The organism is Bacillus sp. JAS24-2 (assembly GCF_008274905.1).
Lineage (GTDB): Bacteria > Bacillota > Bacilli > Bacillales > Bacillaceae_G > Bacillus_A > Bacillus_A cereus.
In genome coordinates, this window is the sequence record NZ_CP031068.1 from 1,030,385 (window position 1) to 1,054,207 (window position 23,823).

Below are 23,823 nucleotides of genomic sequence, written 5' to 3' on the forward strand. Positions count from 1 at the left end.
AAGCAAGAATCTCGGTTACTTATTGCATTTCTAACATAGGGTGAGATAGAAAAATACAATAGTGTGGAGGTTTTTATAATGACGTTTGTTCTTAGTAAAATGAGTGGCTTTAGCATAGAAGAAAAGGTACATGAATTTGAATCTAAAGGATTCCTTGAAATCTCAAATGAAATCTTTTTACAAGAGGAAGAGAATCATCGTCTATTAACACAAGCACAGTTAGATTATTATAATTTGGAAGATGATGCATACGGTGAATGCCGTGCTAGATCTTATTCAAGGTATATAAAGTATGTTGATTCACCAGATTATATTTTAGATAATAGTAATGATTACTTCCAATCTAAAGAATATAACTATGACGATGGCGGGAAAGTTAGACAGTTCAATAGCATAAATGATAGCTTTTTATGTAATCCTTTAATTCAAAATATCGTGCGCTTCGATACTGAATTTGCATTTAAAACAAATATAATAGATACAAGTAAAGACTTAATTATAGGTTTACATCAAGTAAGATATAAAGCTACTAAAGAAAGACCATCTTTTAGTTCACCTATTTGGTTACATAAAGATGATGAACCAGTAGTGTTTTTACACCTTATGAATTTAAGTAATACAGCTATTGGTGGAGATAATTTAATAGCTAATTCTCCTCGGGAAATTAATCAGTTTATAAGTTTGAAGGAGCCTTTAGAAACTTTAGTATTTGGACAAAAGGTCTTCCATGCCGTAACGCCACTTGGAACAGAATGTAGTACGGAGGCTTTTCGTGATATTTTATTAGTAACATTTTCTTATAAGGAGACAAAATGAGAGAGAATAAAATAATTATGATTTCTGGAGCCAATAGCGGTATAGGTCATGCTTGTATAAAATACTTTTTAGAAAAATCATTTCATGTAATAGCGCTTGATATTAATAATAATAATTTAATAGATTATATGAAAACAGATATGCCTTTGAAAGTAGTGCAAATTGATTTAAGTAATAGCGAAGCGATTCATAATCTTTTTACTCAATTAGATTTAGAAAAGCTTTCTCCTGATATATTAATAAATGCAGCTGGTATTCGAGAGATAACACCTGTTTTACATTTATCCGATGATATGTTTAAAAAAGTAATTGATGTAAATTTAGTAGCACCATTTATCCTTTCTAGGGAAGTAGCTAAGCGATGGTGTGAATCGAAAATAAAAGGTTGTATTGTGAATATAGCATCGGTTTCTGGATTAATGGCTGAACCAGAGCGAGCTGCTTATGTTGCATCAAAGCATGCTTTAATCGGATTGACTAAACAGATGGCTATGGAATTTGGAAAGCAAAATATAAGGGTGAATAGCATTTCTCCCGGTGTTATTAGAACTGAACTTACAGAAGAATACTTTAGTAATACAGCCTTGATGTCTATGATAAAAAGTAATCAATCTTTAGATACTTGGGGGTTGCCGCAGGATATTGTTTCATGTATTGAGTACTTGATTTCTGATCAGGCCCGCTTTATTACTGGTTCTAATTTTGTAATTGATGGTGGTTGGACTGCTGGGAAAAATTTATAATTGAGTGTTTTTGAGGAAAAGCACCTGTCCTTTTTTAGGCTGGTGTTTTTCTCACTATAAACCGAGTTTTTATTGGAGGGGGATTAATTTGCTTCAAAAAAGTTTTAAGCAAGAGAAAACGGTACCGGCTTTAAAGATGATAGCATCAATGGTTATCTTTGGATCAGTTGGATTTTTTTCAGTTCAAACAAACTTACCTTCGTTTGAATTAGTGTTTGTAAGGTGTATTTTTGCGACAATATTTTTAAGTGTATGCTGGTTGCTTACAGGGCAATATAAACAAGATAAATGGGAACGAAAAGAAGTTATTCAAGTTTTAATATGTGGCTTTTTCTTAGTATTTAATTGGGTTTTCTTATTTAAAGCCTTTGAAAATATGTCAGTTACAATTGCTATCTCGGTTTATCATCTTGCACCAGTAATTGTACTGTTAATTGGAAGTATCGTCTTTAAAGAAAAATTAACATTCATATCTATCATTTCAATAATTGTGTGTTTTGCAGGAGCTTTATTAATTGCTGGTATCGATGGAAGTTTCTCTGTCGGTTCATTAATGTCTTCAGGTATGATATGGGGATTTCTTGCAGCTCTCTTTTATGCATTTACAACTTTATTTGGTAAAGGGATTAACAAAATGAGTGCGTATGCAATGACATTTTTACAAACATTCTTGGGGATATTTCTTTTAATACCATTTATAGATTTAGATGCTTTTAGTGGCCTCACTCAAAGTAATTGGACATATATTATAGCTACTGGTTTTATTCACACAGGGATAGTATATTATCTGTTTTTTGATAGTTTACGCTATTTATCTACAAAAACAATCTCAATATTAGTTTTTTTGGATCCGGCAGTGGCAATATTATTAGATACTGTACTTACTGGATTCCGTCCAACTTTAATGCAAATAACAGGAATTCTTTTTATTTTTATTGGTATGACTTTAACATTAAAAAAATCTAAAGATAAAAAACTGAGCCAAAAAGAAAAGCGAATTGAAAGCGATGCTAGTATATCTCAACAATAATGAAATATATTGTGTATAAAACGATAAACCTTACATGAATCATGTAAGGTTTATTTTAGTTCAATAATATAATTCATATTTATAATATATAATTTTCAAAACTGAGGTATGTTTTTCTTTAATATGCTTTTGATTCAAATGTTATTATTTGACTATAAATTTACAAAAATGTATATGAAATCTTATTTTTGATAATATATAAGTAATAAATTCATAGAATTGGAGTGATGAGATGCAGCCGTTAGAAAGAGAGATTCATTTTAATATGCTGAAAGTGTGGCGAATTCACGCTTTAATTGGGGCGGCAGTTATACTAACAGTCGTAATTGCGTATTTCTTTTTTATGATTAACTTTAACTGGTGGGGCTGGTTGTTTGGACTATTAGTAACAGGAGCTATTACATTTATTCCACTTGATTATTTTGTGTTTCCAAATTTGCGTCAGCGCTATTATAGTTACAGATTAAATGAAGAAGAGATTGAGATTCAAAAGGGAATGTTCGTTGTAAAACGCGTACTTATTCCGATGATCCGTGTGCAGCACGTAACGATTGAGCAAGGGCCGATCATGAGAAAGTATAATTTAGCAGAATTACACATTTCAACAGCCGCAACTTCTCATAGTATTCCAGGTTTAACGAAAGAAGAAGCAGAACAGCTAAAAAGACAAATTGGAGAACTTGCGAAAGTGAGTGATAAGGATGTATAAGAGGCAACATCCGATTACGATATTGTTAGGTATTAGAGTTGCGAGTTTGTTGCCACTTATTATTCTTGTTTTATTTAAACCTGATGAACAAGTGGAACCTTGGTATTTATTTTATCTTTTCCTTCTGGTTGTTTTATTCATCATGGCTATTTTTTCAGCAATTAAATGGTATTTTAAAGTGTACTGGATTGAGAATAATATTTTACATATAAAGCACGGTGTTTTTGTAAAGAAGGAAAGTTATTTAAATAAAGAACGTGTGCAAAATGTTAGTACGTCTTCTAACGTCATTTATCAGATGCTTGGGCTTATGAAGTTAAATATAGAAGTAGCGGGTGGTGGTAGTGAACCAGAAGTGATGTTGGCTGGTATTAAAGAAGACGAGGCAAAACATTTAATCTCTTTATTACATAAGAAAGAAACTACTGTAAAAGAAGAAATAGAAGAGGAAGAAAGCAAGACGGTTTATCAGTTAACAGCGAAAGAGGTTTTAGCAGCAGCGATTACATCTGGTCGGTTCGGACTAGTGTTTTCTGGACTGGTACTTCTTTACACAAAGTTTGATTTTGTTCTTCCTGAAGGATTCACAAGTAAAGTAGAAGCGTATGTGATGGGAAACGGTGTTTATAAACTAATTGTAATAGCATTAATTTTAATGGCGATTTCATGGATTATTTCCACGGCTGGATATGTGTTGAAATATGCAAACTTTAAAATTGAGCGAAAAGGGGAAGAAATTCGTATCGTTCAAGGGTTATTTGAAAAGAAAGAGTTTGTCTTAAAATTGCACCGAATTCAAGCGATTACTGTAAAAGAATGTATGCTTCGCCAGCCATTTGGTTATTGCGCTGTTGAAGTGGAAGCAATTCACAGTATTGGAGCAGCAAGTAATGAAGTGATGCTGCATCCTTTTATGAAGAAAAAAGATGTACAGCACCTGCTCACATATTTAGAGTTACCTTATGAAATTGAAGCGGAGATCGCTCACTTACCAAAAACAGCGTTGCGTCGTTATTTCATTATGGGCTGGTTAATAAGTATCATACTCACAGTTCTAATTGCTAGCGTGAGTATATATTTAAAACAATATATTGCGTTATTTTTTATTTTACCGTTATTTATCGTGTTTTCGTTACTTGCGTATGCTAGATATAAAAGTGGCGGTTATGAATTAAGAGAAAATCAACTAACGGTTGTATATCGTAATTTTTCGAAATATACAGGAATAATGCGAAGAAGACATGTTCAAGCAGTAGGTTATAATCAATCGTATTTTCAAAGAAAGGATGAATTATGTACAACTCTTGTAGCGGTAGCGGGGCGGGGTTATGAAGTAAAGCATATGAGAAAAAAAGATTCACTTCGTATATATAATTGGTACAAAGAAAAAGGAAACACCGGTGTGTAATGGTGTTTCCTTTTTGTGTCATGATTTGTCGATAAGTCGATATATTCGAAGAATCGCTGATATAATTCGAGTTGCGCTGATATATTCAGAAAAACGCTGATATAATTCGAGTTGCGCTGATATATTCGAAGAATCGCTGATATAATTCGAGTTGCGCCGATAAATTCAGAAAAACGCTGATATAATTCGAGTTGCGCCGATAAATTCGAAGAAACGCTGATATAATTCGAGTTGCGCCGATAAATTCAGAAAAACGCTGATATAATTCGAGTTGCGCCGATAAATTCAGAAAAACGCTGATATAATTCGAGTTGCGCCGATATATTCGAAAAATCGCTGATATAATTTCACATACCGCGGTTTCTGAACTCCAAACTCAAAAAAATTAAACTAACACATCAAAAGTAGTCACAAAAGAAGGGCGAGAGAAAATACTCTTTTGCTGTTCCGCATGTGGATGCGCTTGAGCCTGAGGTGTTCCTTCTGCTTGCGTGGGACGTTTTTTATGAGCGTTTTCGAATGAACGTGATTCTGTCCAGTCTTTAAAGTTTTGCTCTGTTTCCCACATCGTTAAGATGACATATGTATCGTTACTTAATGGGCGTAGAACACGGATCGCTTGGAATCCTGGTTCGTTTTCAATAAGGCCTGCGCGGTTTTTAAAGCGGTTTTCAAATACAGGGCGACCTTCGTCTGTTACAGAAATATTGTTACAAACGATATAGCCAGGTTGTCCTTTAAATTCACCGACAGCATCTAGTACGTCATACTGAAGTGAGCCTTCTACAGATTCTTCTGTATTTTCTTTATAAAACATATTTTTCTCATCATTTTTTGCAGTGAAATGTGCTTGTTCTAGAGGTGTTTCGTATGAAATAATAGCCTTCATTTTAATGCCCCCTGACTAGTTTGTTTCTATTATATCAACTCTCTTAAAAAACTTCGAAGATTATATACATAAAGATACTTCTTTTTCAAATAATAAATGTACCATCATTTGGAAAGAAGGACGATGTATGAAGAAAGTAAAGTGGACTTTATTAGGCGGCGTCGCAACGTTCGTAGTAGCGATTGTACTCTATAAACTTATCGTGTTAGCTGGTGGCTATATGATGGATGAAAAGCAGCTCGTTTTCCACTCTTCATCACGTATCGTTGACCAGAAAGGGAAAGAAATTACGAAATTATACGTAGAAAATAGAGACCTCGTACCGATCGAGCAAATTCCGAAGTATGTGCAGCAGGCGTTTGTTGCGGTGGAAGATTCTCGTTTTTATGAGCATCAAGGGATTGATTATCCGTCTATATTCCGTGCTCTTTATAAAGATACGTTAGCTAGAGAGAAGGTAGAGGGCGGTAGTACCATTACGCAGCAACTCGCTAAAAACGTCTTTTTAACTCGTGAAAAAACATTTACGCGCAAATTGAAGGAAGTCGCAATTTCTCTTCAATTAGAGCAAAAATATACGAAGCAACAAATTCTTGAAATGTATATGAATCATATTTATTTTGGTCATGGGGCTTACGGTATTCAAGCAGCAGCAAAGTTATATTTTAATAAAAATGTTGAGGATTTAACAGTAGAGGAAGGGGCAATGCTTGCAGGCCTTCCGAAGTCACCAAACGGATATTCACCTTATTTCTCCCCAGAGAAAAGTAAGGAGCGCCGTGATCTCGTATTGTCACTTATGCATAAACAAGGCTATTTGACTGCCGAAGATAGCGTACGTTATCAAGGAAAGACGATTGCTTTATATAAAAACTTAGACGAAAATGAGCTTGCATATATGCCGTATATTGATATGGTCATAGATGAAGCCGCTCGTTTATACGGGTTGTCTCATCAAGAAGTACTTCGCGGAGGATATACGTTTGTCGTACCTATGGATGAAAAGATTCAAAAGGTAGCATATAACCAGTTTCAAGATGCAAGGAATTTTCCTGGGAAAGAAGAAGGGGCGCAAGGTGCTTTCTTATTAATGGATAATCGTACGGGAGGGATTAAAGCGGCGATTGGGGGAAGAAAGTACGTCCCGAGAGGATTTAATCGTGTTTTTGCCAAAAGGCAGCCCGGATCTGTTTTAAAACCACTTATCGTTTATGCACCAGCACTAGAAACGAAAAAGTATAATCCGTATTCTTTATTAACGAATGAAAGAAATTCTTTTGAAGGGTATGAACCTCGAAATTATAATCATGAGTATTCAAAAGAAATGACGATGTATGATGCGATTTTAGAGTCGGCAAACGTACCGGCAGTTTCTCTATTAAATGAGTTAGGGGTAGAAGAAGGAAAGCAATATTTAGAAAAAGGAAATGTCCATATTGCAGATGCTGGTTTAAGTACAGCGCTTGGGGGACTAAAAAATGGCGTTTCAACATTTGATCTTGTAAAAATGTATCGTTCATTTTTAGCAAATGGAAATATTATTGAGCCGCACGTTATTGATAAAGTATTAAATAGACACGGTGCAGTCATTGGGGAATCTCCAAAAGTAGAGACGAAAATCTTCTCGAAGCAGACAGCATGGTATATGACGAAAATGTTAGAAGGAGTTGTGAAGGAAGGAACAGCGAGAGCTGGTGTATATAACGGTGCGTTAGCTGGAAAAACGGGTACAACTTCATTGCCAAGTGACGATAAGGGAGCAAGAGATATGTGGTTCGTCGGCTATACACCTAACTTAGTAGGCGCTGTTTGGATTGGTTATGACCGTACGGATAAGGAGCATCAGTTGCAAGGAGAAAGTGCATCTGCGACAAAATTGTTTAAGAAAATTTTAACGAAGGCTAATGTAGAACATAAAGAGAAGTTTATGAAGCCTGAAGGTGTGGAAACAATCGGCGCTCCGATTCGACTGCGCAAAATTGAAGATGTAAAAATGAAACTATCATTTAGCCCTTTCGGTTTATTTAAAGCGAAATTAAGTTGGACGCCACTTCCAGATAACAGAATTATGTACCGAATCTATAGAGTGGAGAACGGAATTCATACACATGTTAGCACTGTAAATGGTGCTGGGGAATATGAGGAAAAGTTCGTTAACATATTTTCAAAACCGAGCTTTTACGTTGTACCATATAATACACAAACGAATCGTGAAGGAGAAAAGTCAAAAGTAGCTAAACCATAGTTTTTCTCTGTGTTATAATAAGAATGTTGTGAAAATAGTAAGCGTTTTTAAGAATGTTTGTGTCAATTTAATGAACAACGTACATAATATTATGCATTTTGTTTTTACAAGCTGTATAGTAAAAAAAGATAAATATCGAACGTATTCGAAGCATTGGTAAGGAAGGGAGCAAGGGTCTTGGTAAGAACTATAAATGAGACATTTTTAAAAGCATGTAGGGGGGAACGTACCGATTATGTACCAGCATGGTATATGCGTCAAGCAGGTCGTTCACAGCCGGAATATAGAAAGATTAAAGAAAAGTATTCTTTATTTGAAATTACACATAATCCAGAGTTATGTGCTTACGTTACAAAATTGCCGGTTGATCAATATAACGTAGACGCAGCAATTCTTTATAAAGATATTATGTCACCACTACCTGCAATTGGTGTGGATGTAGAAATTAAATCAGGTATTGGCCCAGTTATTGATAATCCAATCCGTTCTTTACAAGACGTAGAAAAACTAGGGGAAATCAATCCAGAAGATGACGTACCGTACATACTAGATACAATTCGTTTATTAACGACAGAAATGTTAGACGTACCGTTAATCGGTTTTTCAGGAGCTCCATTTACATTAGCGAGCTATATGATTGAAGGCGGTCCATCTCGTAACTACCATAATACGAAAGCGTTCATGTATGCAGAGCCAAAAGCTTGGTTCGCTTTAATGGATAAACTAGCAGATATGGTTATTACATATTTAAAAGCGCAAATAAACGCAGGAGCAAAAGCAGTTCAAATTTTCGATTCTTGGGTTGGAACAGTAAATGTAGCAGATTATCGCGTATTTATTAAACCAGCAATGGAGCGTATTTTTGCAGAAGTTCGTAAGATGGGTGTACCGATGATTATGCACGGCGTAGGAGCTGCACACTTAGTGAATGAGTGGCACGACTTACCGCTTGATGTAGTCGGCTTAGACTGGCGCTTACCGATTGAAGAAGCACGTGCACGTGGCGTTCATAAGGCGGTACAAGGTAATATGGACCCTTCATTCTTACTTGCACCATGGTCTGTTATTGAAGAACATGTAAAAGGTATTTTAGATCAAGGGATGAAACAGCCGGGTTATATCTTTAACTTAGGTCACGGTGTATTCCCAGAAGTAAATCCGGATACATTAAAACGTTTAACTACATTTATTCATGAATACTCTAAAGGGCAGTTAGCGAAGTAAAGGAGAATTGCTGTATGAAAAAGAAAATTGGTTTGCTTGTAATGGCATACGGAACGCCATATAAAGAAGAAGATATTGAACGTTACTATACACATATTCGTAGAGGAAGAAAGCCAAGTCCTGAAATGCTGGAAGATTTAACAGAGCGTTACCGTGCAATTGGTGGTATTTCTCCTTTAGCTACTATTACATTAGAGCAAGCTAAGAAGTTAGAACAGCGTTTAAATGAAGTACAAGATGAAGTAGAGTACCATATGTATCTTGGTTTAAAACATATTGACCCGTTTATTGAAGATGCGGTGAAAGATATGCATAACGACGGAATACAAGATGCAATCGCACTTGTTCTTGCACCTCACTATTCTACGTTTAGCGTGAAATCATACGTTGGACGAGCACAAGAAGAAGCTGAGAAACTTGGAAACTTAACAATTCACGGCATTGATAGCTGGTATAAAGAGCCGAAATTCATCCAGTACTGGGTTGATGCAGTGAAAGGTATATATAACGGTATGTCAGATGCAGAGCGTGAAAAAGCAGTATTAATCGTATCTGCACATAGCTTACCAGAGAAAATTATTGCAATGGGCGATCCATATCCAGATCAATTAAATGAAACAGCGGATTATATCGCGCGTGGAGCTGAAGTAGCAAACTATGCAGTAGGCTGGCAAAGTGCAGGAAACACACCAGATCCTTGGATTGGTCCAGATGTACAAGATTTAACGAGAGAACTAAATGAAAAGCACGGTTATACTTCATTCGTATATGCACCAGTTGGATTTGTTGCGGAACATTTAGAAGTTTTATATGACAACGACTTTGAGTGTAAAGTTGTAACGGATGAAATTGGTGCGAAATATTATCGTCCAGAAATGCCAAATGCATCGGACGCATTTATTGATTGTTTAACAGATGTTGTATTAAAGAAAAAAGAATCTGTACTGTAAGAAGAAAGGGGGAGCCTGCTTGAGGAAAAAAGTTGTGATCGTCGGCGGAGGCATCACTGGATTAACAGCAATGTATAACTTACAAAAAAATATTCATGAAAAAAACTTGCCGATTGATACATTACTTATAGAAGCATCGGGTAAACTTGGCGGAAAAATTCAAACCGTTCGAAAAGATGGATTTACAATTGAGCGCGGACCGGATTCTTTCTTAGCACGAAAAGAAAGTGCAGCTAGATTAGTGAAAGAATTAGGTCTTGGCGATGAACTTGTAAATAATCAAGCCGGTCAATCATTTATCCTCGTAAACAATCGGTTACATAAAATGCCGAATGGATCAATGATGGGAATTCCAACGCAAATTACGCCGTTTCTATTTTCCGGGCTGTTCTCCCCAATTGGTAAACTAAGAGCTGGTTTTGATCTATTAATGCCGAGGTCAAAGCCAGTATCTGACCAATCACTCGGACAATTTTTCAGACATCGTCTTGGAAACGAAGTGGTTGAAAACTTAATAGAACCGTTACTATCGGGTATTTATGCAGGGGATATTGATGAAATGAGCTTAATGTCAACATTCCCGCAAATGTATCAGATTGAGCAGAAACATCGCAGTATTTCACTCGGTATGCGTACGCTCGCTCCGAAAGAAGAGAAAGCTGAACCGAAAAAGGGAATGTTCCAAACAGTGAAAACAGGTTTAGAATCTATCGTAAAATCTCTCGAAGCAAAGATGCATGAAGGTACGATAATAAAGGGAACTCGCATTGAAAAAGTTGCAAAACAGGGTGATGGTTATACAATTACTCTTAGTAACGGAAAAGAAATAGAAGCGGACGCCATCGTAGTGGCAACTTCGCATAAAGTATTGCCGTCCATGTTTGCTCAGTACAAGCAGTTTCGTTTCTTCCGTAATATTCCATCCACATCCGTTGCGAATGTGGCACTTGCTTTCCAAAAGTCTGCAATCCAGCGCGATATTAATGGTACAGGATTTGTCGTATCACGAAATAGCGATTACACCATTACAGCATGTACGTGGACGCATAAAAAATGGCCGCATACAACGCCAGAAGGAAAAACACTCCTTCGTTGCTACGTTGGACGTGCTGGTGATGAAGCGGTTGTAGAACAAACTGAAGAAGAACTCGTTCAGCTCGTACTAGAGGATTTAAAGAAGACGATGGATATTACAGAGGATCCAGAGTTTACAATCGTAAGTCGCTGGAAAGAAGCGATGCCTCAATATACAGTAGGCCATAACGAGCGAATGAAACAGCTCACAACATTTATGGAGAAAGAGTTGCCAGGTATATACTTGGCAGGTAGCTCCTATGCTGGCGCTGGACTTCCAGACTGTATTAATCAAGGTGAGGAAGCTGCAAAGCGTGTATTATCTCATTTGGAGAAAGTAATAGATGCTGAATTAATCGCACAATAAATTATAAGAAACGCCTTCAATCATATTGAAGGCGTTTCGTTTATTATATAAAATACTTATTCGCCAATAAACATATATAAGTTATTTGGCTTTATAACAGCATCTCCTGCATAAATAACCCACTCTGTTAAGTTATCAAAATCTAAATGATAACTATTTCCTTCACTCATATCTTCTATGAAATATGGTTCATTAATGAGTATTCCTTGAATGAAATCTTCCGTAATGTTTTGCATTTCAAACCACATATGTTCACTTTTTCCTTCTTCGTAGGAGACACCAAACTTAGCAAGGAAACGAAAATCTTCATTTGATTGTTCAATGTGAAAAATGTTGCTGAAATACCCAAAAGTATTTTTCGCATTGTAAGCCATACGATCGGTTTCACTATTTGTTTTATAGAACATGAGCCCTGTAGCTTCCTCGTGTTCTTTGAAAAAACTTTCAATATATTCTTCTGAAGTATTAAATTTGAATAAGAGAACGGATGGAGATTGATGGTATTCATCTCGGGCATCCATTCCGCCTAAGAATGTATTTTGTGCATCTATTGGTTGTAGTTTCACTTCCTCATCTTCGATTGAAGATAATTGGTCCATACTCGTTTTATGCCCTATATAAGATAATCCTTTTTCCCACGGAACAGCGACTGTATGTATAGAACCTTGCTGACTATGCGCGATAACGATAGGCTCATTCATAGGGACTTGTCCATTCTCAACGGCATTATTAGCAAATGTTTGAAAGAGATCGCTAATGCCGTAGTAGGAAGAAATGCGATTTGGAATAATTAACTCTATTTCAGTTACGCCTGCTCTTAAAAGACCATGTGTATGAAACCAATATTGCGTAGGCTCACCGTCTTTATCGTCTTCATAAACGGAATGAATAACGTATAAGTCAGGAATGTCAGGTAATAATTCATTTTCAACGTGATATTCAATATAGCTTCTAGATATCACTTTCATTGCTGCACTTGAATCGATTACAAATAACAAATCTGGGGAGAGATTCCATAAGAACTGTAACTGCTGGAAAAAGCAGTCCAGTACATCGCCTACAAATAGCGTACGAGTGAAAATTTCAGTGCCGAAAGCTGCATCTTCAAAATTACGATCTACGATTGTAGCATCTTGTCTATTGTACATTTTATATCCTTCTGGATCGTTCGGTTCATCAATATGCAGTTCATACGGTATGACTGTTTCACCCATATGTAATTCAACAATAAGGCTTGTCTCATCACTATAAACAATTTTTAAATCATCAACTTTAGTAGCGATCGTTTCTAGTCGCTGTTTTAACTGCTCAATTGTAATTCTAGTTGGTATAACGGCAATCATATCTGAAAAATGACGTTCTAATGTTCCATTCATAGCTGCGCGGTATGTTTCTGTTTGCACTTTCATCCAATCACTCCTATTCAAATGAATCCATTTTACATGCCAATTAAATGTCGATATTTTCTGTTTTCTCTCTCTAACATTATAGAGTGTATTTGTAGAAGGTGTAAAATTATTATTTTGTATTATAGTTTGAAAGCTTGTAAATTAAATAAATCTTTTGTAAAATTTGTCGAAATATAGTTCTATATAACGAATCATTTGTTATGATAGAAATGCTGAGAAAATATGAAATAGAGAGAGGAAAATGGCTGTGAAGAAATTGTTAAGTATCTTTTTATCATTCTTGCTATTGCTTTCATTTACTGGAACTTTAGCGCAAGCAGAAGAAACTGCTTCTATGTCAGTAGAAAAAGCAATTCAAGTATTTAAGCAGCAAGGGAAAACGAAGGGGATAGTAGAAGGATATATTGTTGGATATACGCAAAGTTCTTCTAAATATACGAAGGATTCAGCTAAGTTTGATGATACAAACGTAGCAATTGCAGATTCGCCAAACGAAACGAATCCAGACAAAATCATGCCCGTTCAGTTACCGAAAGGTGATGTGAGAACGGCAGTGAATGTAAAAGATCACCCTGAAAATATCGGGAAGAAAGTTAGTTTGACTGGGACCCTTGAATTATATTTTAGTAACCCAGGTCTAAAATCAGTAACAGCTTATAAGTTTCAAGGTGAAGGACAAAACCGTGTTAGCGATGTAGTAGCTTCACCGAACGGTGGAGAAGTTGCTAAAGGAACAGCGGTAACATTAACGACGAATACAGAAGGCGCAACAATCTACTATACGTTAGATGGCTCTAATCCTACTAATAAAAGCGTTCGTTATAATGGACAAATTATAGTGAATGAAAATAGTGTAGTGAAAGCAATCGCAGAAAAAGAAGGACTTACTCCTTCAGCAATTTCGACATTTTCATTTATTATCGTAAATAATGAACAGGTTCGTATTCATGACATTCAAGGGAAATCACATATATCTCCTTACAACGGGAAGAAAGTAAACAATGTGGAAGGCGTTGTCACAGCGCTTGATAAAAACGGCTTTTATATAGAAGATAATCAGCCAGATAATGATCCAGCTACTTCAGAAGGTATGTACGTATATAAAAAAGATGCGAATGTAGCAGTAGGAGATCTTATTCAAGTTGATGGAGTAGTAGAAGAATATGTTGGACCAGGATATGCAGAGCGATTTGAAACAGACTTAACGACGACTGAAATTAAAGCGAGCCGCGTTGCTGTAATCGCAAAAGATCAATCTTTGCCAGCACCGATTGTACTTGGGGAAAACGGTGTGAAAATCCCGGACCAGATTATTGATAATGATGCATTTGGTTTATTTGATCCAAATGAAGATGCAATCGACTTCTATGAAAGTATAGAAGGTATGCGTGTTACGATGCCAACACCAAAAATTATTACACCTCAGAAAAACGGAAATTTATATGTAACAGTAAAAAATGGTGGAGATAAAATAGTAACACAATATGGCACACCTCTATTAGATGAAAATCAATTAAACCCAGAGCGCCTTTCTGTAAAAGTACCTCGCGATTATGTAGCAAAAGTAGGAGATACTTTTACTGGAGATATAACAGGGGTAGTAGGATATGATTACGGTTCTTTCCGTATTTCGCCAATAACAGAACTGCCAGCTGTAGTGGATGGTGGATTTAAGCAAGTAGGGGCAAATATTCAGCCACGTCTTGATAAGTTAACGGTTGCTACATATAACATTGAAAACTTCTCGGCGAATAAAAAAGAAACAACAGATGAAAAAGTAAAAGCGTTAGCGTATTCTATTAAATACAATTTAAAAATGCCAGATATTATCGGTGTAGAGGAAATGCAAGATAATAACGGATCAATTAATGACGGTACAACAGATGCGTCATTAAGCGCAAAACGTATCATTGATGCAGTTCTAGAAATTCGTGGACCGAAGTATGAGTATGTAGAAATCGCTCCAAACAATAATCAAGATGGAGGAGCACCAGGAGCGAATATTCGCGTCGGCTTCTTCTATAATCCATCACGCGTGAAATTAGCGACGGTACCGAAGTTACTTGATAAGAATGTTGTTCGTATTGGAGACGAAAATCCATTGTTTGAAAGTACACGTAAACCGCTAGCGGCAGAATTTACGTTCCAAGGACAAAACATTGTTGTCGTTGCAAATCACTTAAACTCAAAACTAGGAGATGCAACGCCATTTGGAAAAGTGCAGCCGCTCGTATTAAAGAGTGAAGACAAACGAATTCAGTTAGCACAAGAAGTAAATTATTTCGTGCAAGGAATTCAGAAAAAGAATACAAATGCACCAGTTGTTGTGTTAGGTGATATGAACGATTTCGAATTCTCTAAACCACTAAAAACACTAGAGGGAACAATCTTAAAAGATATGTTAAACACAGTGCCGAAAGAGAATCGTTACACGTACATTCACGAAGGAAATGCACAAGTGTTAGATCATATTTTAGTAACAAACAATATCGCACCACACACAATTGTAGACCCAGTACACTTAAACTCAAACATTATGAAAGAACACGGACGTGTAAGTGACCACGACCCAGTACTTGCTCAAATTGATTTGAAGAAGGCTTCTTAAAGTGGGGAACGCTTAGGTGACTAAGCGTTCTTTTTTTGCATCGTTATAGAATAGTATAAAGAGATGATTCCTTTTTTTGTAATCTAATGATAAAATTGATTGAATATTTAGTTTTTAATAAGGGGGACAACAATGCAGTTACAAATAAATGGAAAGGTAATGAATCAGTTTGCAATTTTTTTTAGTACGATCATCATGCTTCAGTTTGTAGCTGATATAACAGGACTTACAAGCAATCTAGATATTACGTATAACTTAATACATACAGCAGCTTCTTATATAACATTTAGTTTGGCGGTTATTTTCACTTTAATAGGTGCAAGAAGAGAATTAAGTAAATATGCAATTGTTTCATTATGTTTAGTTGTAGGTATTAAAGCGATTTATTTTGTAGCGGTCGTTATTTTATGGGGGTTGGCAGGTACGCCATAAGTGAATAGTAAATAAACCCTAATTTCCAATATAGTAAGGAAATTAGGGTTTTATTATACTTGAAACGCTTTTCTACATCGCTCTCTTTTTTGCAGTCTTCTTTTATATTTTTTTCTATCCCGCTTTACTCCTTGTATATACATAAGTAAGCTAACGAAAAGGAAGAAAGCACATTGCGTCATTAAAATATATGGTGACATGCCTTGCAATGGTTGTTTCGGATCATATAAATGAAAAGGTGCTCCGCCTATTGAAGGAAGTATTGTATTTAGCAGGACGTAAGGAATGGAGGCGGCTGCAAATGGAAAGAGAATTGCCATATAGTCTTTTTGTGACCATACAGATGCAGCAAGTCCTAAAAGGGCCATTAAACCTGCAAATAAAAAATTAATTCCGATATATACAGCGATGTAAGTGAGAGGCGCATCAAAATATAGGTTTGCGAACATTCCATCAGCATTTATGATGCCTGAACCAACCGTAGGTGTTCCGTCTGGAATGGTTAATTTGCAAAATAATAACGATAAGATGAATGGAAGTGTATAAAGAAATCCTCCGCAAAAAAAAGTAACGATATATTTCGCTACTGAATAAGGAAATATAGAAATCCCCTTACTCACAAACGGTTTAAAACCATCGGACTTATCCGAATTGTAACTTGTACTAAAGGGGAAACTCGCAATAACTGGCATTAATAATAAATAAACATCCATTTCATTGTCGCGAAATCCAATCCATTTTAAATCTGTTGATATAGGACCATTTGCTGCGTTTCCTAAATAACGAATTACATAATAATAGTGATAAATGCAAATAAGAACGAATCCACTAAGCATCATAATTAAAGAAATACGACTACAAAAAGCTTGCTTTATATTTAAACGAAGTGCACGCATCATGACTGAAAAAGCCTCCACTGTTTTGATAAACTTGTCTATTTTCTATATTACTATTAATTGTAAAGATTTTCTTGTTTTTTTATTTGATTATTTGAAAAAGAGGAATTTTGTTGTTGGTAAGTAAGGTTTAGCTGAAATTAATTTTTCTAAAATATGGTTGACAATTAAGTATTACATTTGTAATCTTAATTATAGATTACAAATGTAATACTTAGGAGTGAAACATACGATGACAAATCAATTACCTAAAATATCTGAAGCGGAATTAGAAATTATGAAAGTACTTTGGTCGAGTTCTCCGCAAACAGCGAATGAAATTATAGAAGAACTGGAAGATGCAATGGACTGGAAACCGAAAACAATCCGCACATTAATTAATCGATTAGTGCAAAAGGAAGCCGTTTCTTACCATCAAGATAAAGGGCGTATGTACGCTTATTACCCGTTAGTATCACAAGATAATTATTTGCAAGTGGAAACGAAATCTTTACTAAAACGTTTTTGCGGTGCAGCGTTTAAGCCATTACTTGTTAATTTCTTAAAAGAGGAGAAATTATCTTCAGAAGATATTAATGAATTAAAACGCATTTTAGATGAGAAGACAGAGGAGAATAAGAGGAAGGATCGATAAAAATGATAAACACGCTTATAAATGTATACCTTCCTCATTTTTTTGATTGGCTTATAGAAACGTCACTTATGGCTAGCATATTAGTCGGATTTATTTTATGTATAAAAGTTCTATTTAGAAATAAATTAACCCCCCGGTGGCAATATATGCTGTGGATCGTATTAATGATAAGACTCCTTTTACCGTGGTCGCCAGATAGCTCTTATAGCATTTACTCATTACTTTCTTATAGTTCTAGCGTATCGGAAGTTATTCCAAAAAATATGCCGGCTACTGAGAATATAGTGAACATAGAAAGCGACCGAAAAGTGGAATTGGAATCAAATTCTAAAATGGTGACAAAAACTAGCGAACCGGAAGTAAAAGTCAGTTCGGAAAAACAGACTACATTTTCTTTATACAAACTTGCTTTGTATGTGTGGCTAGCTGGGGTAATCATATTAGCAGCCATCACGTTTCTTACAAATAGACGTTTATATTCTTACATAAAGAAACAACCGGATATTACGGACGAACAGGTCACTACAGTGTTTAATCGCTGTAAGCAGTCTATGAAAATGAAGAAGGCAGTTTCATTACATCTTGCAGGAAAGATTGCAAGTCCAACGGTTTTTAGTTTCTTTCGCCCGAAAGTATTACTATCAAAAAAACATATGAAAGTATTAAATGAACAACAATTACAATATGTCTTTTACCATGAGTTAGCTCATATTAAGAGAAACGATGTAGCTGTAAATTGGATTATGTACAGTTTAATCCTATTAAATTGGTTCAATCCAATTCTTTGGTACGCCTATTTTTGTATGCGAGAAGATCAAGAATTAGCCTGTGATGCATATGCACTTACTTTTATAGATAAAGAGGAACAAATTGCATACGGTCATACAATTATTACCCTTTTAGAACACTATTCCTATCAAGTACCAAGCCTAGCAAATTTAAGTAGAAATAAACGAACACTAAAAAGGAGAATCATTATGATTAAAAAATTCCAAAAGAAATCGTATCGTCTTTCTTTACTCGGAGTTATTGTCATAGTTGCTATAGCATCCCTTTCTTTATTCAACGCACGTACAACGGAAGGAAAAGAAAAGCAAGAGGATAAAGTAGAGCAGTCAAAGGATGCTTTCCAAAATGCTGTAGATACATTATTTGGTACAGAGGAAAAGGCGAGAAAAGAGTGGGGGATGCCAAAATGGCAATATGAAAACCGAACAGCCTTTTTATATCATGCTGAAAAAGCTTTAACAAAGGAAGAGTTTGAGAATTATGTGCAGTTATATAAAGAGGTATTGCAGATCGAGAAAAAAGGATTAGTTAGATTAAACTTACCCGAAAATTTCCAAGGGGATATAAAAGAGGTGAAAGAAGAGCGCTTAAGTACAGAAAATCGTGAAAAATTAAAAGAAATTCATAATAAAACAACTCCTTATGAGGATAAGGTAGGGAAATATTTAACATATACAGTTGAAGAAGTGCAGCAACATGTTGATTTCCAAATCAAGAGGCCAACTTATACAATTAAAGGATATACCCAAAAAGACGAAAGAGTGAATTATTATCTTAAGATAAAACCGGAATTCACTATTGAATTAGAATATACGAACGGAAAAGGAAATTATACAATTTCTCAATCGCAAGTTTTTGGGGAAAGCAAAGACCCATTTAGCCACCAGTTTATAGTGCCTGAAAATATAGAAAAGTACGAACTAGAAGGGAATCAAATATTCTACGCTACTCATCACTCGGATAGTAATTTACAAGGTATGAAGATGATTGTTCCAGCAAAAGGGAAAAATCGTGCATACCAAATCGTTATTATTAATCATAGTTTAGAGAAACCAGGAGAAGCAGTATTCGATAAGAATGTAAATAAAGAAGAATTAGAGAAAATTATGCTTTCTATGTTGAAATAGCAAAAAGGTGTTCTTAAGATGTATATCTCTAGAACATCTTTTCCTTTTCTCTTTTCTTCTGATAAACTATGGAAAGTATGATATACACTGACTGAAATTTTTTTATACTGGAAATAATAAAAAGAGAACTTGTATAGAATGTAAGCGTGTGGTAATATCAAAGATGTACTGATTGACTATATTATCCAATCGGTCATTTTTGGAGGTGACAATGTGGCGATAGATCGAAAACGTTCTATTATTGAAGCTGCAACAAAGTCTTTTTCAGCGTTCGGCTATAAAGCAACAACGATGGATCAAGTAGCGAAGTTAGCGAATGTAGGGAAAGGAACGATTTATACTTTTTTCAAAAATAAAGAAGAGTTATTTGGTGAAATTATTTCTAATTTAATTACAGAAATGAAGCAAGTTGCAGAAAGTGCAATTCGTTCAGATGTTTCATTTTTTGAAAATGTACATAGAGCATTATATAGCATCTTGGAATTTAGAAAAGAACATCAGCTCATGATTAAATTAATTCAAGAAGAGCGCGATATGGGAACGAAAGAAGTACAAGAAGTGATGCAACAAGTTGATGTGGAAATCGTTTCTGTTATTCAATCGTATTTAAAGATTGCGATTGAAAAAGGTGAAATTAGCAAATGTGATCCAGAAATTACAGCATTTATTATGCTTCGTCTATATGTATCGCTTATTTTTGATTGGGAAAAAAATCATGAACCGCTAGAAAAAGAAAAAATTGCAGAGTTATTTGAACTTTATTTACTAAAAGGATTGTCAAACTAAGATAATCCTTTTAATTTTATAAAAAATGACCGAATGAACAATATGGTCATATATTTAAGTTAAGGGGGGATATAGAAAAATTATAATCATAATAAGAAAAAGTTGCATAGTAATAAATTCGGGGATAAGGCATATGTATGAACAAGTATAGCCTTTTTGTTTGGGTAAAAATGACTATATGAACATTTTGGTCATTTTATAAAAGGGGGAGTAATTATGAAAGGGAATCAGTTACTTCGGAAAGAGTTCACGGAAATTATAAAAAGTAAAAAAATATTAATTCCAATTATTGCGGTCTTATTCGTACCGATTTTATATGCAGGGATGTTTTTGTGGGCCTTTTGGGATCCGTATAAACAGTTAGATGACTTACCGGTTGCAGTAGTCAATTTAGATAAAGGCGCAGTATTTGATGGGAAACCAATTGAGGTCGGAAAAGGGCTCGTTGATAATTTAAAAGATAATAAAAGTTTTAAATGGGAGTTCGTAAGTGAAAAAGAAGCGAAGAAAGGAATGGAAGGTAGAAAGTATTACATGTTAGTGCGCATTCCAAATGACTTCTCCAGTAATGCTACAACGTTACTAAAAGACGATCCGAAGCCATTAAACTTAGAATATATTCCAAACGAAAGTTTGAACTTCTTATCTTCACAAATTGGCGGAACAGCCATTGAAAAAATTAAAGGTGAAGTAGCAAGCACGTTAACGAAAACATATGCAGAGAAAATGTTTGATTCCATTCAAGACGTCTCAAAAGGATTAGCAGATGGGGCGGAAGGAGCAAATAAACTAAACGACGGATCAAGTGAGCTGCATGATGGTTCAAGTAAAGTGACGGATGGCCTTCATACACTTCAAGGGAAATCTGGGGAGATGAAGGATGGAGTTCAGAAATTAGCAGATGGATCTAATAAATTAGTAGATGGATCAGGCAAAGTAACAAACGGTTTAAATGTGCTAAATAGTAAAACAGGTGAAATGCAGGTAGGTATCGGAAAATTAGTAGATGGGTCAGGCAAAGTAACAAATGGTTTAAATACGCTAAATAGCAAAACAGGTGAAATGCAGATAGGTATAGGGAAATTAGTAGATGGGTCAGGCAAAGTAACAAATGGTTTAAATACACTAAATAGCAAAACAGGTGAAATGCAGATAGGTATAGGGAAATTAGTAGATGGGTCAGGCAAAGTAACAGATGGTTTACACGTATTAAATAGCAATGCAGGTATCGGAAAATTAGTAGATGGATCAGGCAAAGTAACAGATGGTTTACATGCATTAAATAGCAATGCAGGTATTGGGAAACTAGTAGATGGATCAGGCAAAGTAACAGATGGTTTACATGCATTAAATAGCAATGCAGGTATTGGGAAATTAGTAGACGGATCGGGCAAAGTAACAGACGGTTTAAATACGTTAAATAGTAAAACGGGTGAGTTGCGTGATGGATCTGAGAAAGTGACCGGTGGCTTGAACAAATTAATAAGTAAATCCGGTGAATTAAAAACAGGAACAACGGATCTATCAAATGGTATGGGAAAACTTGTTGAAGGGCAAAGCCAATTAGAGGAAGGTTCTCAAGCGATCCAAAAGGGATTGCAAGAGTTAAATAGTAACGTACAAAAGTCTGCTGCAGGCTTAGAGGAAATGCAGTCGAAAGTTCCTTCTATATTGAATACAGTAAATGAAAAAATAGATGGAGCTGGGGCGAATGTAAATCAGTTAAATGAACTTACACAATCAACAGCAGGAGATGCAAAAAATGCAGCACAAGAGGTAGCGAATTTACAAAAGCAAATTGAAAGTTTACCAAAAGAATATCAAGAGCAGTTACAGCCATTCGTAACAAGTGCTGTAAAAAGTACAGCGACAGTTCAGCAAAAAGCTGCCGGAGTAGCAGGTGGAACAAATAAATTAAATGAAGAAGTGAAACAATTAAAAGGTGAAATACATCAAACAACAAATGGGTTGCAAAAAAACTTACCAAATCCAGCAGGGATAAAAACTCTAGCAGGTGCTATTGAGAAACTAACGAGCGCACAAAATGAATTTGTTAGTAAGTTTCATGGATTTGGTGAGGGATTAGATAATGCAAAAATAGGTGCCGATAAATTAAAAGATGGATCAGTTCAATTAATTGATGGAGTAACGCAATTGCAAAGTGGCTCTGGAAAAGTGACAGCAGGATTAGGTCAATTATCTGCAGGAGTAAATCAATTAGCAGATGGGTCTGGTCAAGTAACAGGCGGTTTAGGAACATTATCTGTAGGAGTATCCAAATTAGCAGATGGGTCTGGTCAAGTAACAGGCGGTTTAGGGACATTATCTGTAGGTGTAACGAAATTAGCAGATGGCTCAAGCCAAGTAACAGGTGGTTTAGGAACATTATCTGCAGGAGTAAATCAATTAGCAGATGGATCTGGTCAAGTAACAGGCGGTTTAGGAACATTATCTGCAGGAGCAAATCAAATGGCAGGTGGTGTAAATCAATTAGCAAATGGCTCAAGCCAAGTAACAGGCGGCTTAGGAACATTATTTGCAGGAGCAAACCAAATGGCAGGTGGCGTAAATCAATTAGCAGATGGTTCAAGCCAAGTAACAGATGGTTTAGGAACATTATCTGTAGGAGCAAACCAAATGGCAGGTGGCGTAAATCAATTAGCAGATGGATCTAATCAAGTAACAACTGGCTTAGGTACTCTAAATGGTGGCCTAAATAAAATGTCAACCGGCTCAACCCAGCTAATCGACGGCGTAAATAAACTAGCAGACGGCTCAGGAAAAGTAACAGATGGTCTCGTTAAAGTAAACGATGGTTCAGGTGAACTTGCTGAGAAACTTGGCGAAGGGGCAGAGAAAACTGGTGAAGTAAAAGGAACGGATAAAACGTATGATATGTTTGCAAGCCCTGTAAAAGTGAAGACGGAGAAAATGGCGGAAGTTCCTAACTACGGAACTGGATTTACGCCGTATTTCCTATCACTCGGTTTATTCGTTGGGGCATTACTATTATCAATCGTATATCCATTACGCGATACAGTAGGAGTTCCAAAATCAGGATTTAGTTGGTTTATTAGTAAGTTCGGTGTTTTACTATCAGTTGGTATTATTCAAGCGATAGTAGCAGATGTTATATTACTGTTCAGATTGGGTGTAGAAGTACAAAGCATTCCATACTTCATACTCTTTAGCATCGTTACAAGCTTAGCATTTATCGCATTAATTCAATGTTTAGTAACAGCATTCGGTGATGCAGGCCGTTTTATCGCCATCATCACATTAATTATGCAGCTTACAACAAGTGCCGGAACATTCCCACTAGAATTGATTCCGAAGTTTTTACAACCATTCAATGCTTGGTTACCGATGACATACTCTGTATCAGGATTGAAAGCAGTCGTATCGAGTGGAGACTTTGACTTCATGTGGCAAAACATAGGAATGCTCATGATCTTTATCGTTGTATTATCACTTGGAACAATCGCTTCCTTAACTTTGATGCACAAACGACAATTTAAAAATATTGCGGAAAATCAATCGATTGAAGCGTAGAAAAAAGCACCTTTTCGGTGCTTTTTTATTTTAATAGAGGGCATCTTTTCCTTAGTTCATCTATAAATCTTTCTAAAAGCTATAGAAACGAAAGAAAAGGAATTACAACAATTTACAGAGAAACATAGGGTAGAG

The 23,823-nt window shown here is 35.7% G+C and carries 18 protein-coding genes; 15 read left to right on the top strand and 3 right to left on the bottom strand.

The window, feature by feature from the left end; genetic code table 11:
• Positions 1-78 precede the first annotated feature (78 nt).
• From DN407_RS05375 to DN407_RS05395, 5 genes are all read left to right on the top strand, one after another.
• Positions 79-816, top strand: a complete 738-nt coding sequence (locus DN407_RS05375) for a 2OG-Fe dioxygenase family protein (protein ID WP_000144819.1) — start codon at positions 79-81, stop codon at positions 814-816.
• Positions 813-1,559 (top strand): SDR family NAD(P)-dependent oxidoreductase, encoded by a 747-nt coding sequence (locus DN407_RS05380; RefSeq protein ID WP_001208941.1) that lies wholly within the window; start codon positions 813-815, stop codon positions 1,557-1,559. Before DN407_RS05375 ends, DN407_RS05380 begins: the two co-directional genes overlap by 4 nt.
• 88 nt (positions 1,560-1,647) lie before the next feature.
• On the top strand, positions 1,648-2,589 hold the full coding sequence (locus DN407_RS05385) for a DMT family transporter (RefSeq protein ID WP_000939625.1): 942 nt from the start codon (positions 1,648-1,650) through the stop codon (positions 2,587-2,589).
• Between the two features lie 232 nt (positions 2,590-2,821).
• The gene (locus DN407_RS05390; RefSeq protein WP_001182698.1) at positions 2,822-3,298 is read left to right on the top strand and encodes a PH domain-containing protein; all 477 of its coding nucleotides are present in this window, start codon (positions 2,822-2,824) and stop codon (positions 3,296-3,298) included.
• The gene (locus DN407_RS05395; RefSeq protein ID WP_000278148.1) at positions 3,291-4,706 is read left to right on the top strand and encodes a PH domain-containing protein; all 1,416 of its coding nucleotides are present in this window, start codon (positions 3,291-3,293) and stop codon (positions 4,704-4,706) included. The genes DN407_RS05390 and DN407_RS05395 overlap by 8 nt, the downstream gene beginning before the upstream one ends.
• A 385-nt stretch (positions 4,707-5,091) precedes the next feature.
• Here the strand turns inward: DN407_RS05395 and hmoB are convergent, their stop codons facing one another.
• Positions 5,092-5,595 (bottom strand): heme-degrading monooxygenase HmoB, encoded by a 504-nt coding sequence (gene hmoB, locus DN407_RS05400; protein WP_000644065.1) that lies wholly within the window; start codon positions 5,593-5,595, stop codon positions 5,092-5,094.
• Positions 5,596-5,722: 127 nt separating this feature from the next.
• On the opposite strand from hmoB, the gene DN407_RS05405 reads away from it, so the two are divergent.
• From DN407_RS05405 to hemY, 4 genes are all read left to right on the top strand, one after another.
• Positions 5,723-7,840: a transglycosylase domain-containing protein gene (locus DN407_RS05405; RefSeq protein ID WP_149216085.1), complete on the top strand. Its 2,118-nt coding sequence runs from the start codon at positions 5,723-5,725 to the stop codon at positions 7,838-7,840.
• Between the two features lie 177 nt (positions 7,841-8,017).
• On the top strand, positions 8,018-9,064 hold the full coding sequence (gene hemE, locus DN407_RS05410; RefSeq protein WP_000252605.1) for a uroporphyrinogen decarboxylase: 1,047 nt from the start codon (positions 8,018-8,020) through the stop codon (positions 9,062-9,064).
• Between the two features lie 14 nt (positions 9,065-9,078).
• Positions 9,079-10,014, top strand: coding sequence for a ferrochelatase (gene hemH, locus DN407_RS05415; RefSeq protein WP_149216086.1), 936 nt, complete (start codon positions 9,079-9,081; stop codon positions 10,012-10,014).
• Between the two features lie 19 nt (positions 10,015-10,033).
• Entirely contained in the window at positions 10,034-11,455 is a 1,422-nt protein-coding gene (hemY, locus tag DN407_RS05420; RefSeq protein ID WP_001228100.1) for a protoporphyrinogen oxidase, read from the top strand.
• A 56-nt stretch (positions 11,456-11,511) separates the two neighbouring features.
• Here hemY and DN407_RS05425 read toward each other — a convergent pair whose 3' ends face one another.
• A complete protein-coding gene (locus DN407_RS05425; RefSeq protein ID WP_149216087.1) occupies positions 11,512-12,864 on the bottom strand; it encodes a DUF4026 domain-containing protein in 1,353 nt (450 codons plus the stop codon).
• A 241-nt stretch (positions 12,865-13,105) separates the two neighbouring features.
• Here DN407_RS05425 and DN407_RS05430 point away from each other — a divergent pair, with 241 nt between their 5' ends.
• Positions 13,106-15,472: a DUF6359 domain-containing protein gene (locus tag DN407_RS05430; protein ID WP_149216088.1), complete on the top strand. Its 2,367-nt coding sequence runs from the start codon at positions 13,106-13,108 to the stop codon at positions 15,470-15,472.
• 132 nt (positions 15,473-15,604) lie between these two features.
• Positions 15,605-15,904, top strand: a complete 300-nt coding sequence (locus DN407_RS05435) for a hypothetical protein (protein ID WP_001176844.1) — start codon at positions 15,605-15,607, stop codon at positions 15,902-15,904.
• Between the two features lie 53 nt (positions 15,905-15,957).
• Here DN407_RS05435 and DN407_RS05440 read toward each other — a convergent pair whose 3' ends face one another.
• Positions 15,958-16,803: a hypothetical protein gene (locus tag DN407_RS05440; protein ID WP_000984174.1), complete on the bottom strand. Its 846-nt coding sequence runs from the start codon at positions 16,801-16,803 to the stop codon at positions 15,958-15,960.
• Positions 16,804-17,032: 229 nt separating this feature from the next.
• Between DN407_RS05440 and DN407_RS05445 the strand changes: the two genes are divergently transcribed.
• The 4 genes from DN407_RS05445 (at position 17,033) to DN407_RS05460 (ending at position 23,688) form a co-directional block, all read left to right on the top strand.
• Positions 17,033-17,434 carry a BlaI/MecI/CopY family transcriptional regulator gene (locus DN407_RS05445; RefSeq protein WP_000184509.1) on the top strand — a complete coding sequence of 134 codons (402 nt, stop codon included), beginning with the start codon at positions 17,033-17,035 and terminating at the stop codon, positions 17,432-17,434.
• A 2-nt stretch (positions 17,435-17,436) separates the two neighbouring features.
• The gene (locus DN407_RS05450) at positions 17,437-19,350 is read left to right on the top strand and encodes a M56 family metallopeptidase (protein WP_149216089.1); all 1,914 of its coding nucleotides are present in this window, start codon (positions 17,437-17,439) and stop codon (positions 19,348-19,350) included.
• A gap of 213 nt (positions 19,351-19,563) precedes the next feature.
• Positions 19,564-20,136: a TetR/AcrR family transcriptional regulator gene (locus tag DN407_RS05455; protein ID WP_000963381.1), complete on the top strand. Its 573-nt coding sequence runs from the start codon at positions 19,564-19,566 to the stop codon at positions 20,134-20,136.
• Positions 20,137-20,352: 216 nt separating this feature from the next.
• Complete coding sequence (locus DN407_RS05460) at positions 20,353-23,688, top strand: YhgE/Pip domain-containing protein (protein ID WP_149216090.1); 3,336 nt, start codon at positions 20,353-20,355, stop codon at positions 23,686-23,688.
• Positions 23,689-23,823: the final 135 nt, after the last annotated feature.